The following is a 14,053-nucleotide window of genomic DNA, read 5'->3' as shown; positions in this document are numbered from 1 at the left end:
TAAGAGGTTTAGCCCAGGGATTTGAACTGGCTGCTCACGCAGCCAGGGAATTGCTATTACCTATTGACCGGAGTTGGGCTCATATGTGTTAGGCGTCAATGTTAGCGCCTTCCTCTTTAAGATGATTAAGCAATTCTTGAAGTTTCGCAGTACGGATAGGAATGTAAACTGAGCCGTGTACACCGCCATCTGCCACCAAAGCTTCAATCCCATTATTGCTAAAAGGTGAAATATTTCTGATTTTCGAGATTGGAATTTCTCTGTTTAAACACCAATAGTTTCTACCAATGAGCATCCCGTTTTCGACAACGACGGCGCAAACCTTTATATATAAGGCAATTAAAAACGAGAAAAAGCCCGAAAAAGCAACGATACCACCAAAAAATAAAGGAAGCTCTAAAATGCTTATGTGCTCGAAGGTAATCTCCAAACTCATATCATTTGAAAAAAATCTGGTAATGAAAACGAATATTAATGGGATGCTGATAGCAACAGTCATAAACTTTGTGAGCTTTTTCCACTCGCTTTTCCATAAGACTTCGTACTTCAAAAATATCCTCCATGATGCCTAACACCCAAATAAGGGGCGCAGGCATGTGGGGCATAATGGCGAAGCCGCCCCGCATGTATGCGTCCCAGCGAACGCAGTGAGTGACTTAATTTTTTTGTTAGGTGTAATTGCCAATAAAAGGACCGTACAATTTAAAACTGCCATCTATGCCATAGTGAACCAATATATAATTCGATGATTCACCTTTAGGTTTATACAGAGTAAAAGCTAAACCATCTGAGACCAATTTATTTCTTAGTTCACACATTTCTGCAATACCTAGCGTACCTCTTCCAAACTCTCTATCTGAGATATTTTCTTGACTTAAATTGCCGTTATGAAGCTGTAACTTTATATATTCGACTTCTAAATTGTCGCAGCTGCGTACTTTTACTGCATGTGCATTAAAACTGTAGAGCGTAGCTATAACAACGACATAAGTAAGTATCTTCATCATTACACCTAACTTTCAAATAAGGGGCGCAGACATGTGGGGCATAATGGCGAAGCCGCCCCGCGTGTATGCGTCCCAGCGAACGAAGTGAGTGACTTAATTTTTTTGTTAGGTGCCATGCTGATACTTCCTTGTTTTGATCAACTTACCAATACTGATTGCGATGCTAGCAACTAGCAATGAGAATACAAAGTCCAAAATTAACAACTGTGCAGGTACGACAACTTCAGCTATAAGAAATAGAATAAAGTGTCCAGCAACAAGAGCAGACAATGAAACGCTATAAATATGGATAGCTACGTTCTGGTGCTGTTTTGATGCAAAAAATGCCAAGAGTAACGTTGAGAACACAAATGACGCTAAGTAACTAATAGTAAGGTAATAAGTGTCTAATTGTGAAGTTGACCGAATGGTACTCACGCCTAAATCAACAAAGAAGCCAAGAGTTAATTGAATAACAAGAAGTACAGTTGCCTGCCTTAAAATTTTCACCGGTTCCATATTTCCCTCTTGGCACCTAACTTCCAAATAAGGGGCGCAGACATGTGGGCGAGAATGGCGAAGCAGCCCACATGTTTGCGTCCCAGCCCGCGCAGCGGGCGAACTTAATTTGTTTGTTATATGCAAAAATACAGTCAATTGCTAGTAGTAGATTGGACATCGTTTTTTACCACTAGAACAATTAAAAAAATGAGTGCTACAGGCGGCAATAGTGCAGTGAAGAACGCGATTACCGCTGTAAGAACAGGAGTTTGAGTTTTTCTTTTACCCAAATAGTAACCAAGTGCAGCCATTATAACTGCCAGAACAATAACAACTTGGCCGAAGAGTGTTGCATTTATATTCATTGTACAAATTCCTTTTGCATATAACACCCGCATAACGGGCAAAAACACGTAGGCTACAATACCAAGCGAAGCGCAGGGAGCCTACGTGTTTTTGTCCCTAGCGAGCGCAGCGAGTGTTAATGTGCTTGTTATATTTCGTTACTGCTTACAAGGTGCTCTGTTCTCTTTCTATAGCTTTCTTCAAAAGCAACGATTGCTGCCATAACACCAGAAAAAAACAATACGGATACTGCCATTGGGATGAAAGCAAGCATAGGCATTACACTAGCGAGACTCAGTGTGATGAAACCTATAGCGGAAGCCATAATAGCGACGATAGTTAAAAGAAAACCAACATAGGCTGTAGCCCTTGCTAGTAATAATAATAGACCCAAATGATGAGTGGTAATGTTTTTATAAGGTTTCATTTCAACATCCTTTTCTAGACTTTTATCCTTGGAATATAACGCCCCACTAAGGGGCAGTAATACGTAGGCTAAAATTAGGAGCGAAGCGACAGAGCCTACGTGTTACTGTCCCAGCGAGCGAAGCGAGAGCCTTTAGTGGTTTGTTATGCGCCATTACCCCTTTTACCATGCAAAGAATATATTAGAAAAGTTATCGCTAGCAAAAACCAGACGAAATGAATGTATATTCCTATTCGCTTACTTCCAGTAGTAAAAAGGAATGGCGAAGTATTGTCATTGAAACAAATATGGTCATATAAAACGCATCTAATATCACTCCCCGTTTTAATGGAATTAAAAGAGTAAATTATTACTCCTGTAGGTGGTGAAGTGTGATATGCAAAGATAGTGACACCACCTCCTTTAAATCCCTCTTTTTTGATAACAAACGAGTGCTCTGAAACGGTAAGGGAGGTTTCCTTTCCAACAAAACTAGCAGCCAACTCATTCCACGAACTGACAATGTCAAAGATTATAAATATAACGGATAATAACAAAGCTATTGAGCTTATTTTGACTGACTTAATCATTTCGTCGATGGCGCATAACTACTATTTAGATCCCAAACAGTCTGTTTTAAACACACCAATTTGGGGTATTTTCTGCGTTCTATAACACCAAGACTAAGCCAAAAATTCAACCAAATCCATCTGTTAGTCGTTATCTGGGTTTCTGAGCGTGGATAAAAAGCGACAATACAGCCCGGTCTTAAAAATGGTGTATTTCACGCGCCAATATCACTGCTCAAAAGCAGTAAATAGAAAAATTACTCACTTTCACCATCGACCATTAATCCTGCAGACAGCTTCTTCTGAGGCTGCACGCCGAGTTCTCTGAAGTATTCTACCTGACGTACCAGGTTGCCCCGTCCTTCAGTAAGTTTATTCATCGCCGATTCATAGGCCTTTTGGGTGCTCTCCACACTTTTACCAATTTTTTCCAGATCACCCGTAAAGCCGACGAATTTGTCGTAAAGCTTACCTGCGTGTTCGGCAATGTGCTGAGCATTCTGATGCTGGTATTCGTATTGCCAGATGTTGTTGATAGTCCGCAGCGCCACCAGCAGATTGGTGGGGCTGACTAACAGTATGTTGTTGTCCAGTGCCAGCGATACCAGTGACGGATCTTCCTGAACGGCAAGTAAAAATGCAGGTTCGACAGGAATAAACATGAGTACGTAGTCGAGAGTACGCAGTGACTTTAAATCCTGGTAGCGTTTATTGCCCAGGCCTTTAATGTGAGACTTTAATGAATTTACGTGTTCAGAAAGAAAGCGGGCCCGCAGTACTTCGTCATCGCAGTTGAAAAATTGTTCGTAGGCGCGCAGGCTCACTTTGGAATCGATGATGACATCCTTTTCATTCGGTAAATGCACCACGACATCCGGCTGCTGCAATTTGCCATTCGCATCCTTAGCCGATACCTGAGTTTCAAACTCATGGCCCTCACGCAAGCCTGACTCCCTTAAAATACGTTCAAGTACCACCTCACCCCAGTTTCCCTGCTGCTTGTTGTCACCTTTCAGCGCCTTGGTCAATGCTGCCGCTTCTTCGGTAATGCGTTTGTTCAGTTCTTTCAGTGTGAGGATTTCAGTTTTAAGGGATGCTCTCTCCTGCCCTTCACGGCTGTGCTGTTCGCCCATCTGCTTGCGGAACGTATCGATTTGCTGCTTCAGAGGTTCCAGTAACGCATTCATGCCGGTTTGATTAATTTGCGTAAAACGCTCACTTTTTTGTTCGAAGATACGGTTGGCTAAATTTTCGAATTGCGCCTGCAGTCTTTTCTCTGCCGCTTCCATTAAAGCTAATTTTTCTGTACTGGCTTTACTGGCCTCATCAAACTGTGCCTGCTGTGATTGCAATTGTGCGGTCAGCGCGGCATTGGTTCGCTGTTCTTCACGGCACTGCAACTTAAGTTCACTAATTTCATCTCTTAAAGGTGCCAGCAGTGCTGCCTTCTGACTAAGCTCTCCCAGTTGCGCCTGATTATTAAACAGCCTTTCACGGTATTCAGCCAGCTCGTCATCAAGTTGCTCACACTGTTGCTGCTTTTCATCCAGTTTGTCCTGCAGTTGCTTGATCTGAAGAGCATCCTGTAAACGGCGCTGGTTTGAGCGCATTGCCGCCAGGAGCCAGGTAATACCCGCAGCGATTACGGCAGTAAAAACGGGGAAATAGGTTGAGGAAAGTAGCGCGTCCATAGTGTCATTCTCATTTTTATTGAATGTCTATTGTGCCACTCACAAACGAAAACGGGTACCCGAAGGTACCCGTTTACAGTAAAAAATACTGTTTATTTAGCCAGTTCTTTGTCCAGCTCTTCAATTTTCGCTTTCCAGATCGCAGGGCCCGTTTTGTGCGCGTTGGCACCGGTGCTGTCTACCGCAACGGTAACCGGCATATCTTCGACTTCAAATTCGTAAATCGCTTCCATGCCCAGGTCTTCGAAAGCAACAACACGGGCTTTCTTAATAGCTTTGGAAACCAGGTATGCCGCGCCGCCAACAGCCATCAGATACACTGACTTATGTTTGGCAATGGAGTCTACAGTTGCAGGGCCACGCTCAGCTTTACCAATCATGCCGGCAATACCGGTTTTTTCCAGCATCATATCGGTGAATTTATCCATACGGGTAGCGGTAGTCGGGCCGGCAGGGCCTACTACTTCATCACCTACCGCATCAACCGGACCTACGTAATAAATGAACTTACCATTTAAATCAACGCCTTCCGGTAAACCTTCACCGTTCTCGAGCATGGTTTGAATGCGCTTGTGCGCCGCATCACGGCCTGTCAGCATTTTGCCTGACAACAGAACAGTCTCACCAACTTTCCATTCCTGAATGTCTTCTTTGGTGACTTCATCCATGTTCACACGGCGGGTATTCTCACCCACTTCCCAGGTCACTTCCGGCCACTCTTCCAGCTTAGGTGCTTTCAGATCAGCAGGACCGCTGCCATCAAGGTAGAAGTGCGCGTGACGGGTAGCGGCACAGTTAGGGATCATGGCAACCGGCTTGGAGGCGGCGTGGGTGGCTACTGATTTGATTTTTACATCAACAACCGTGGTTAAACCGCCGAGGCCCTGAGCACCGATACCTAACTTGTTCACTGCATTGAATATATCAACACGCAGTTTCTCATCAGTGGTTTCAGGACCGCGTTCGATGAGTTCCTGAATATCTACAGGGTCCATTAAGCTTTCTTTTGCCAGCACAGCGGCTTTCTCAGCCGTACCGCCAATACCCAGACCCAGCATACCTGGCGGACACCAGCCTGCGCCCATGGTAGGTAGCGTCTTTACAACCCATTCTACGATATCGTCAGACGGGTTCAGCATGACCATTTTAGATTTGTTCTCAGAGCCACCACCTTTTGCGGCAATCATCACTTCGATTTTCTCACCGGGTACCATATCGATATGCACCACTGAGGGTGTGTTGTCTTTGGTGTTTTTACGAGCACCGGCCGGGTCTGCAACAATAGATGCCCGCAGCGGGTTATCCGGATTGGTATACGCACGGCGTGTGCCTTCATCAACCATTTGCTGAACCGTCAGGTCAGTTTTATCCCAGGTGACACCCATACCAATTTTAACGAAACACGTAACAATACCGGTATCCTGACACAGAGGACGTTTACCTTCGGCAGACATACGGGAGTTGATAAGAATTTGCGCCATGGCATCTTTCGCGGCCTGGCTTTGCTCTTTAAGGTAGGCCTGTTCTACGGCTTTGACATAATCCAGCGGGTGATAGTAGGAAATAAATTGAAGCGCATCTTCAATACTATCGATGAAGTCTTGTTGACGGATAACGGTCATGGCGTCCTCTTTTCTTATAGCCTTTGTGGTGTTAGGGAAAGGAAAAAGCGTATACTAGCGCATCTTGACAACCTGCACCACGCTTTACACGTGCGACTTTGGTGTCGGTTATGCGTTTTATTTATATAGGTGAGTAAGCTAGTTTCTTCCATGAGTGAACATCTGTACACCCCGCCGTCGACTACCCTGTTAATATCAGAGATAAGTGGCTATCCGCCTCTGACCGGCCTTTTTGAAAGCGTGCAGCACCAGCCTTATGCCATGCTGCTGGATACTGCCGGCAGCGACAAACGCTTTGGCCGGTTTAATATTATGGTGTGGGAACCGGATATCATCGTAATAACCCGCAATAACATCACTACGGTATCCCGTCCCGGTTCTGATGACTCCGTTGAAATCAACGGTAAGCCTCTTGCTGTCCTTGATACCGTTCAGCGTCATTATTTTTCTGCGTTAAAAACAGTGAGTGATGTACCACAAAAAATACTTGAACAGCTACCGTTTCAAACAGGTACGGTCGGGCTGGCAGGTTATGATTTGGGACGCAGCTATGAAACCTTACCTTCAAAGGCCCGCAATGATTACCTTTGTCCCGATCTTGCTACCGGTCTGTACTCCCAGTCGCTGATTGAAGATAACGAAACAGGAAAATTATATTATTGCAGGCTGGATAACAAACCTTCACAGCCTGACTTCATAACGCGGGAAGATATTCTGGCTAAAGCCGGCTCGTTTTCATTAACAGGCGCCTGGCAGTCTAACCTGACGGAGCCGGAATACATCAGCGCCCTTGAAACTATTAATGAGTATCTGCTCGCCGGTGACTGCTATCAGGTCAACATGGCCCAGCGCTTTACCGCGACATTTAAAGGTAACGAATGGGACGCTTACAAAACCCTTCGCACCGCAAACAAAGCGCCGTTTTCCGCTTTTATCCGCATCGACGATGCCGCCATCCTGAGTATTTCTCCTGAGCGTTTTTTATCGGTGAAAGACGGTTGTGTAGAAACCAAACCCATTAAAGGCACCCGGCCACGCTTTGCCGATAAGGATAAAGACCGTGCCAGTGCGGAAGATTTGTTATCGGCTGAAAAAGACCGTGCTGAAAATTTAATGATCGTGGATTTGTTAAGAAACGATCTGAGTAAACATTGCCAGCCCGGCTCTGTGAAGGTACCGGCACTATTTGCCCTTGAAAGTTATGAAGCTGTGCATCATATGGTCAGTACGGTCACCGGAAAGTTGAATACAGGTGCAAGCCCTCTTGATTTGCTGGCTGGTGCCTTTCCCGGCGGCTCTATCACCGGTGCGCCGAAAATCCGCGCCATGGAAATTATCGATGAATTAGAGCCCGACCGGCGTAATGTGTATTGCGGCAGTATTTTTTATATCGGACACAGGCAAGACATGGACTCGAGCATACTTATCCGCACCCTGCTGTCTGAAAACGGCCGGCTGCATTGCTGGGCTGGCGGTGGCATCGTTGCCGACTCCGTTGCCGGGGATGAATATCAGGAAACGCTGGATAAAGTCTCGAAAATATTACCGGTACTGGAGACAAAGCGTGAACCGCAGTGAGTTTTTACAGCGATATCATCATTTACGGCAAATTGATTATGAAGCCGATTACCCGCTGCGCAAAACCGGGCGCGCAGCGGGTGTGCTCATCCCGCTGATCGATCATCCTGACGGCCTGACGGTATTGCTGACAGAACGAGCGCATCACTTACGCCATCATCCCGGTCAAATCAGTTTCCCGGGCGGCGGCGCAGAACCACAGGACAATACACTGGCAGATACTGCCCTCAGGGAAGCCGAAGAAGAAGTTGGCTTACTCCGTTCTGAGGTCGACGTCATCGGCGCTCTGCCTGAATACCGCACAATCAGTGGTTACGCCATGACGCCGGTTATCGGTTTTGTGAAGCCCTGCCCGGTTTTGACCATCGACCGTAACGAAGTTGCTGATGCTTTTGAAGTACCGTTAGCATTTCTTATGGACCGGCGGAATCACTTCGCCCACTTTATTGAGCGTAAACAACAACGTTATCCGGTGTACTTTATGCCGTGGCAAAACCGCCTTATCTGGGGTGCAACCGCCGCCATACTCAGAAACCTGTCTTCCCACCTGTGTGACGACTGACCATCAACATTTCTTTACATCCCATTAGGTTTACTTATTTCTGCATTAGGATTTCTGTATTGTAGTTGATCCGGTTCAGATGCATGATCATTAACTATAATTAAAATAAAGTGAGAAACGGTTAAGTATGATCAGTGTTTTTGACATGTTCAGTGTCGGTATCGGACCTTCCAGTTCCCATACTGTCGGCCCGATGCGGGCGGGTGCGGAATTCGCCTCAGAACTTGCAGGTGAAAACCGCCTGGAATCCGTTGCGTCTGTGCGGGTGGAATTATTCGGTTCGCTGGGACAAACAGGCAAAGGCCACGGTACCGGTAAAGCGGTAATCCTGGGGTTACTCGGCGAGTTGCCGGAGTCAATTAACGTTGATGCCATCGACAGCATGCTGGATACCATTCACCATGCCGGTAAACTGATGCTTAACGGTACCCGCAGCGTCAGCTTCCCGAATAAAAACGCGGTGATTTTTCACCGCCGTAAAACGCTGCCAAAGCATGCCAACGCCCTCACATTCTTTGCCTACGATGACAATGATGAACTGGTTAAAAGCCAGACTTATTACAGCATTGGCGGCGGCTTTATCATTAAAGATGAAGACTTTGACGCAGCCAAAACCCTTGCTATTGCTACGCAGGCGTCTGTGCCCTACCCGTTTAAAACGTCAGAACAACTGTGCCAGCAGTGCAACGCCAACGGTTTACGCATCAGCTCTCTGATGCTGAAAAACGAAAGCGTATTGCGCCCTGCCGCTGAAGTAAAACGCATGCTGTTCGATATCTGGCTGGTCATGAAAGCCTGTATTGACCGTGGTATTGATAATGAAGGTATATTGCCGGGTGGCCTGAAAGTAGTACGCCGGGCACCGGGTCTCTACCGCCGTTTGCAATCTGAGCGCTCTGCCGATCCGATGCAAACCATGGACTGGGTAAATCTGTTTGCGCTGGCAGTGAACGAAGAAAATGCTGCCGGAGGCCGTGTCGTCACAGCACCAACCAATGGCGCGGCCGGCATCATTCCGGCTGTACTGGCATATTTTGATAAATTCATCCGTCCTGTTGATGAAGAAACGGCTGCCCGGTTCCTGCTAACCGCCGGTGCTATCGGTATTTTATACAAAGAAAATGCCTCTATATCCGGCGCAGAAGTTGGTTGTCAGGGTGAAGTGGGCGTTGCCTGTTCAATGGCAGCCGGTGCACTGGCTGAAATTATGGGTGGCACTGTAGCCGCTGTGGAAAATGCCGCAGAAATTGGTATGGAACATAACCTGGGGCTGACCTGCGATCCGGTCGGCGGACTAGTTCAGGTGCCGTGTATTGAACGTAATGCCATGGGCGCCATCAAGGCTATCAATGCCAGCCGTCTGGCGCTTCGCGGCTCCGGTGAGCATAAAGTGTCACTGGATAAGGTGATAAAAACCATGCGCGATACCGGTAATGACATGAAGACCAAATACAAAGAAACTGCCAGAGGCGGTCTTGCGGTTAATATTATCGAATGCTGATAAAACACAGGCCGGAACAATCCGGCCTGTTTTGTTTCACAAAGGTGTTATTTCACCGGCAGCGTAATGCCTCTGAACATCTTCTCTACTTCATCGTTATTTTTCAGCATCATGGCTTTTTCGACTTTGTCTTTGGTCAGATGCGGCGCGAAACGCTCAATGAAGTCATACATGTAAGTACGTAAGAACGAGCCTTTGCGGAATCCGATTTTTGTAGTGCTGTAGTCGAACAGATGAGACGCATCGATTTTCACAAGATCATCATCCAGCTCTTCACTCACCGCCATAGAAGCGATTACACCGATACCCACACCTAAGCGCACGTAGGTTTTAATGACGTCTGCATCGGTGGCAGTAAACACTATCTTCGGCGTCAGGCCGGCACGTTCAAATGCCTGGTCAAGTTCCGAGCGGCCGGTAAAACCAAACACATAGGTGACCAGCGGATACTTGGCGATATCAGCGATATCAATTGAACCCTTCTTCGATAACGGATGGTCTTTATTCACTATCACGCTGCGGTTCCAGTGATAACAAGGCAGCATCACCAGATCGTTGTACAGGTGAAGCGCTTCGGTAGCGATGGCAAAATCCGCTTCGCCTTTCGCTGCAAGGTCAGAAATTTGCGACGGCGTTCCCTGGTGCATATGTAAAGACACCTTAGGGTATTTGTTCATGAAGCCTTTAATCACATCAGGTAACGCGTAACGGGCCTGAGTATGAGTGGTGGCGATATTCAGCTTGCCCTGATCAGGCAGCGTATGCTCCCGGGCTACAGACTTTATACTCTCAACTTTGGCCAGTATTTCTCTGGCAATGTTAATCACATCGTTGCCCGCGTCTGTTACGTGAGTCAGATGTTTGCCGCTGCGACCAAAGATTTGCACACCAAGTTCATCTTCCAGCATCCTGACCTGCTTACTGATGCCGGGTTGTGAGGTGTAAAGACTTTCTGCTGTTGCGGATACGTTGAGATTGTTGTTCTGCACTTCTACTATGTAGCGAAGCTGCTGTAATTTCATGTTATGTGTCCCTCACCGGCTGGAACGTATTGGTTCTGATTACCGTTATAACTAAAACCGCATGCGATTGCTATAGTCGATTTGGTTATAACCGAAGAAAGTACTATAAATGCAAATAATCGTTAATCACTTAGTGTTCAGGTATTTAGTTTCTCTGAAAATCACCGATAAACGAATAGTAAGCTATACTCAATGCGCCCTGAGCATCCTTTACAATTGCTGTACACCGTTGTTTCATAACATAAGACGCGCACATTCAGAGGATTTATGTCGGAAAAATCTCCGTTACAGACCATCGATTTTTCGTCCGTACTGGCAGCAGCCGTACACGATATGAAAAATTCACTGTGCCTGCTTATCCAGTCCATCGAATCACTGGCGGAGAACCTGCCTCCTGAAAACAGTCAGGCAAATGAGAAAGTTGCCAGCGTGCATTATGAGGCAACTCGGCTTAATACCAATCTTGTGCAGATCCTGTCCTTATACCGCGCCGAACTCAATCAGTTGCCCGTAACCATTGATGAATGCTTTATCGACGATTTGTTTGAAGATGTCATGTCTTCCGTCCGCATTTATATGGAACAAAAAAATCTGCTTGTTACCATTAACGTGGAAAATGACATCAGCTGGTATCTCGACCGCGAACTCATATTCATGTTAATCAACGACGTATTGATTAACGCTATGCGCTATGGCACATCACAAATTATTTTGAATGCGGCGGTCCGTGACAAAGCGCTTGTGATTACGGTAGAAGATGACGGGCCCGGCTACCCCTCTTCCATGCTGGAAAAAAGCACAGCAGACCTTGCCGGATTCGATTTGAGTCAGGGCCGGACCGGGTTGGGCCTCTTTTTCGCGCGGCTGATTGCCAATGCCCATGTAAATAACAACCATTGCGGGGAGATTTCACTAAATAACGGTGGTACTCTGGGTGGTAGTGTTTTTGAAGTAAAATTGCCTTAAACTTTAACTGGATAGGACGTTGATCAGTGAAGTCCCGGCGACACAGGCAATTGAGACATTTTTAATGGATAAATACTCATGTTTTTCACAATAATAATAATACTCATTGTTGTACTGGTCATTGCTGCCATTATGATCAATGCGTTTCAACAACACCGTGCTAAACAGGAAGCCGACCGCCGTAATGAGGCATCCAAGCACCGTAAAATTATTGATGAAACAGAAAATGTGATCATGGCCTGCTCAAACATGCCGGTATCCCAGCGTTTAATGGGGATCCTTCATGCCCGCGTGCACAATGCATTAAAAGCCATGGCGGAACTCGGTGCAGGCACGCCTGATATTAAACAGCGTATAGCAGACGCTGAGAATTCTAAAAACAGTGCTATGTCGCTGGACTCTCCTGCAACGGCAGACTTTTCCCTGCCGGATAACGACAAACTGATTATTCAGTATATTCAGGCAGTGAAAAAACTCCGTATTTTGCTCCGTTCTGAGCATTCCAAAGGAAAAATAGAAAGCCGTATTTTTGCTGAAGAAGATAAAAGCCTGGAACGTTTGCAGCTAAAAGTGAATATCGAAACCTTAATCAAACGCGGTCGTGGTGCCATGCAATCCAATATGCTGGGCTCTGCAAGACAGTATTTTGAAAAAGCCATCAAGGCCCTGGAAAGTCAAAGCCAGCCGGATGAATACATCTTATCCCGCACTGCCACACTGAAAGAATGGCTCACAGCCATTCAGGACGATCTTAAAAACGCCAATGCTGAAGACCGCGAGCGTCGCCGTGAAGCAGAGCGGGACGAACTTGATGAATTATTTGCACCGAAGAAAAAATGGTAGTGAATACCTAACTGTTCCGGGCTGATGAAGAAAAAGGTATTTTTCGTACTCTGTGCGTTTATCATTAACGCATGCATCGTGCTCTGGCTTGTCCGCGAACCAATGACGGAACTGCTTACACAGCAAGACAATCCGGCCATTCAAAAGATCACCAATGCGATGCCGTCACTTAACATGCCCGGCATCCCGCTACCGGAACTTCCGGACTTGCCTGAATTAACATCCATTGAATTACCTTCACTGACAGGTTCTGCTGACGATGAGAACAGCAACCGCCAGGCAACCAAAATCAAAGCGGGCAAAATCTGTGGCAGCACCGGCTCAGGCCAAATCACAGGAGGCAAAACACTGTATCGCTGGCAAGACGAAAACGGCATGGTACATCTGTCAGATACGCCTCCTGAAAATCACTCACTGGCTGTCACCACACTTAAACCATGCGATTAATAACCGCGATGTTTCATAGTGAGTTATTCTCTGGCCGGGTATAGGCACGCTCACATAATTGCCAGAATTCGCAGGCCGCAACCGACAAACCGCCCCGCTGACTACGGATCATACCCACGGGTTTCTTAAGCGGATTATCTTTGATGGCACAGCACACCAGCCCGCGACTTTCCATTTGTTGCCGGCAAATAGCCGGCACCACAGAAATGCCCATGCCCTGCGCGATAAACTGACCGACTGACCCAAGCTGACCGGTTTCCGCGATGATGTTCAGCTGGCCGGGCCCCTGCGCCGCCTGCTCAGTCCAGCGGCGCACTGCAGAGCCCCGGTTCATGGCGATAAACGGATGGGACAGCAATTCATGCCAGGGAACGGCATCCTGCATTGCCAGAGGATGACCCGGATACATCACTGCGATAAATTCATCGGTAAACAAAGGCTTAAAAATCAGACCATCTGCTATTTCGGGCTCAAAAGTAAACCCAATTTCTGCGTTACCCTGTAAAACATTATCAATCGTTGCTTCCATGACCACGTCCAGCACCCGGAGACGGATATTATTAAACTTCCGGTGGTAATCATTCAGTAACGCGGGAAGTTTACTCTCGGCAAAAGACGGCATTGCAGCAATGGTAAGTTTACCCTGCTGCATGGCAAACAGGTTTTGCATGTCATGGAAAGTTTCATCCCATTCATTTACCAGACGCTTCGCATTGGGTAACAGGGTTTGCCCTTCAGGGGTCAGTGAGACGCGTCTGGTACTGCGGCTGAACAGTTTGCCGCCCAGCTGCTCTTCCATTTTTTTAATGGCAGACGACAAAGCAGGCTGCGTCAGATGGAGTTTTTCCGCTGCCTCAGCGAAAGTGGAAGATTCGGCCACACGGATGAACGCCAGCATGTTACGGTACGATATGCTCATATTGATAAAAATATTTTATTAATATTGATATAAAATCAATTTTACAAAATTTTATCAGTCACGGATACTTTAATTGATTCATTATTCATCAACAG

Annotated in this window: 15 protein-coding genes; 6 read left to right on the top strand and 9 right to left on the bottom strand. The window is 46.5% G+C overall.

What is annotated here, in order from left to right; translation table 11 throughout:
* Window positions 1-88: 88 nt before the first annotated feature.
* The 7 genes from ACXAGR_RS19915 to ACXAGR_RS19885 all read right to left on the bottom strand — a co-directional run bounded on the left by ACXAGR_RS19915 (window position 89) and on the right by ACXAGR_RS19885 (window position 6,120).
* The gene (locus ACXAGR_RS19915) at window positions 89-550 is read right to left on the bottom strand and encodes a hypothetical protein (RefSeq protein ID WP_474852132.1); all 462 of its coding nucleotides are present in this window, start codon (window positions 548-550) and stop codon (window positions 89-91) included.
* Window positions 551-668: 118 nt separating this feature from the next.
* Window positions 669-1,007: a hypothetical protein gene (locus tag ACXAGR_RS19910; RefSeq protein WP_474852130.1), complete on the bottom strand. Its 339-nt coding sequence runs from the start codon at window positions 1,005-1,007 to the stop codon at window positions 669-671.
* A gap of 105 nt (window positions 1,008-1,112) precedes the next feature.
* Window positions 1,113-1,505, bottom strand: coding sequence for a hypothetical protein (locus tag ACXAGR_RS19905; RefSeq protein ID WP_474852128.1), 393 nt, complete (start codon window positions 1,503-1,505; stop codon window positions 1,113-1,115).
* Window positions 1,506-1,639: 134 nt separating this feature from the next.
* On the bottom strand, window positions 1,640-1,852 hold the full coding sequence (locus tag ACXAGR_RS19900; protein WP_474852126.1) for a hypothetical protein: 213 nt from the start codon (window positions 1,850-1,852) through the stop codon (window positions 1,640-1,642).
* A 128-nt stretch (window positions 1,853-1,980) separates the two neighbouring features.
* Window positions 1,981-2,259 (bottom strand): hypothetical protein, encoded by a 279-nt coding sequence (locus tag ACXAGR_RS19895; protein ID WP_474852124.1) that lies wholly within the window; start codon window positions 2,257-2,259, stop codon window positions 1,981-1,983.
* 805 nt (window positions 2,260-3,064) lie between these two features.
* The gene (rmuC, locus tag ACXAGR_RS19890) at window positions 3,065-4,498 is read right to left on the bottom strand and encodes a DNA recombination protein RmuC (protein ID WP_474852122.1); all 1,434 of its coding nucleotides are present in this window, start codon (window positions 4,496-4,498) and stop codon (window positions 3,065-3,067) included.
* Window positions 4,499-4,590: 92 nt separating this feature from the next.
* A complete protein-coding gene (locus ACXAGR_RS19885; protein ID WP_119501316.1) occupies window positions 4,591-6,120 on the bottom strand; it encodes a fumarate hydratase in 1,530 nt (509 codons plus the stop codon).
* A 150-nt stretch (window positions 6,121-6,270) separates the two neighbouring features.
* Between ACXAGR_RS19885 and pabB the strand changes: the two genes are divergently transcribed.
* The 3 genes from pabB (at window position 6,271) to ACXAGR_RS19870 (ending at window position 9,761) form a co-directional block, all read left to right on the top strand.
* Window positions 6,271-7,698 carry an aminodeoxychorismate synthase component I gene (pabB, locus tag ACXAGR_RS19880; protein WP_474852120.1) on the top strand — a complete coding sequence of 476 codons (1,428 nt, stop codon included), beginning with the start codon at window positions 6,271-6,273 and terminating at the stop codon, window positions 7,696-7,698.
* Entirely contained in the window at window positions 7,685-8,260 is a 576-nt protein-coding gene (locus tag ACXAGR_RS19875; protein ID WP_474845940.1) for a CoA pyrophosphatase, read from the top strand. Before pabB ends, ACXAGR_RS19875 begins: the two co-directional genes overlap by 14 nt.
* A gap of 127 nt (window positions 8,261-8,387) precedes the next feature.
* On the top strand, window positions 8,388-9,761 hold the full coding sequence (locus ACXAGR_RS19870; protein ID WP_474852118.1) for an L-serine ammonia-lyase: 1,374 nt from the start codon (window positions 8,388-8,390) through the stop codon (window positions 9,759-9,761).
* A 47-nt stretch (window positions 9,762-9,808) separates the two neighbouring features.
* Here the strand turns inward: ACXAGR_RS19870 and cysB are convergent, their stop codons facing one another.
* A complete protein-coding gene (gene cysB, locus ACXAGR_RS19865) occupies window positions 9,809-10,783 on the bottom strand; it encodes an HTH-type transcriptional regulator CysB (RefSeq protein WP_119501312.1) in 975 nt (324 codons plus the stop codon).
* 267 nt (window positions 10,784-11,050) lie between these two features.
* Here cysB and ACXAGR_RS19860 point away from each other — a divergent pair, with 267 nt between their 5' ends.
* The 3 genes from ACXAGR_RS19860 to ACXAGR_RS19850 all read left to right on the top strand — a co-directional run bounded on the left by ACXAGR_RS19860 (window position 11,051) and on the right by ACXAGR_RS19850 (window position 13,039).
* A complete protein-coding gene (locus ACXAGR_RS19860) occupies window positions 11,051-11,749 on the top strand; it encodes a sensor histidine kinase (protein ID WP_474845936.1) in 699 nt (232 codons plus the stop codon).
* A gap of 78 nt (window positions 11,750-11,827) precedes the next feature.
* A complete protein-coding gene (locus ACXAGR_RS19855; protein ID WP_119501310.1) occupies window positions 11,828-12,592 on the top strand; it encodes a hypothetical protein in 765 nt (254 codons plus the stop codon).
* Between the two features lie 24 nt (window positions 12,593-12,616).
* Window positions 12,617-13,039, top strand: a complete 423-nt coding sequence (locus ACXAGR_RS19850) for a DUF4124 domain-containing protein (protein ID WP_474852116.1) — start codon at window positions 12,617-12,619, stop codon at window positions 13,037-13,039.
* Between the two features lie 13 nt (window positions 13,040-13,052).
* Here ACXAGR_RS19850 and ACXAGR_RS19845 read toward each other — a convergent pair whose 3' ends face one another.
* Window positions 13,053-13,958 (bottom strand): LysR family transcriptional regulator, encoded by a 906-nt coding sequence (locus ACXAGR_RS19845; RefSeq protein ID WP_474852114.1) that lies wholly within the window; start codon window positions 13,956-13,958, stop codon window positions 13,053-13,055.
* Between the last annotated feature and the right edge of the window lie 95 nt (window positions 13,959-14,053).

The sequence above is a fragment of the Alteromonas sp. ABH4_457 genome (assembly GCF_056160625.1).
This window is presented reverse-complemented; position numbering and strand designations above follow the sequence as displayed.

What these genes read in the sequence shown, in the direction of transcription:
- ACXAGR_RS19855 (WP_119501310.1), top strand. Translation starts at nt 11,828, where the DNA reads ATGTTTTTCACAATAATAATAATACTCATTGTTGTACTGGTCATTGCT.
- ACXAGR_RS19905 (WP_474852128.1), bottom strand. Translation starts at nt 1,505, where the DNA reads ATGGAACCGGTGAAAATTTTAAGGCAGGCAACTGTACTTCTTGTTATT.
- cysB (WP_119501312.1), bottom strand. Translation starts at nt 10,783, where the DNA reads ATGAAATTACAGCAGCTTCGCTACATAGTAGAAGTGCAGAACAACAAT.
- pabB (WP_474852120.1), top strand. Translation starts at nt 6,271, where the DNA reads ATGAGTGAACATCTGTACACCCCGCCGTCGACTACCCTGTTAATATCA.
- ACXAGR_RS19910 (WP_474852130.1), bottom strand. Translation starts at nt 1,007, where the DNA reads ATGATGAAGATACTTACTTATGTCGTTGTTATAGCTACGCTCTACAGT.
- ACXAGR_RS19885 (WP_119501316.1), bottom strand. Translation starts at nt 6,120, where the DNA reads ATGACCGTTATCCGTCAACAAGACTTCATCGATAGTATTGAAGATGCG.
- ACXAGR_RS19895 (WP_474852124.1), bottom strand. Translation starts at nt 2,259, where the DNA reads ATGAAACCTTATAAAAACATTACCACTCATCATTTGGGTCTATTATTA.
- ACXAGR_RS19850 (WP_474852116.1), top strand. Translation starts at nt 12,617, where the DNA reads ATGAAGAAAAAGGTATTTTTCGTACTCTGTGCGTTTATCATTAACGCA.
- rmuC (WP_474852122.1), bottom strand. Translation starts at nt 4,498, where the DNA reads ATGGACGCGCTACTTTCCTCAACCTATTTCCCCGTTTTTACTGCCGTA.
- ACXAGR_RS19870 (WP_474852118.1), top strand. Translation starts at nt 8,388, where the DNA reads ATGATCAGTGTTTTTGACATGTTCAGTGTCGGTATCGGACCTTCCAGT.
- ACXAGR_RS19860 (WP_474845936.1), top strand. Translation starts at nt 11,051, where the DNA reads ATGTCGGAAAAATCTCCGTTACAGACCATCGATTTTTCGTCCGTACTG.
- ACXAGR_RS19900 (WP_474852126.1), bottom strand. Translation starts at nt 1,852, where the DNA reads ATGAATATAAATGCAACACTCTTCGGCCAAGTTGTTATTGTTCTGGCA.
- ACXAGR_RS19845 (WP_474852114.1), bottom strand. Translation starts at nt 13,958, where the DNA reads ATGAGCATATCGTACCGTAACATGCTGGCGTTCATCCGTGTGGCCGAA.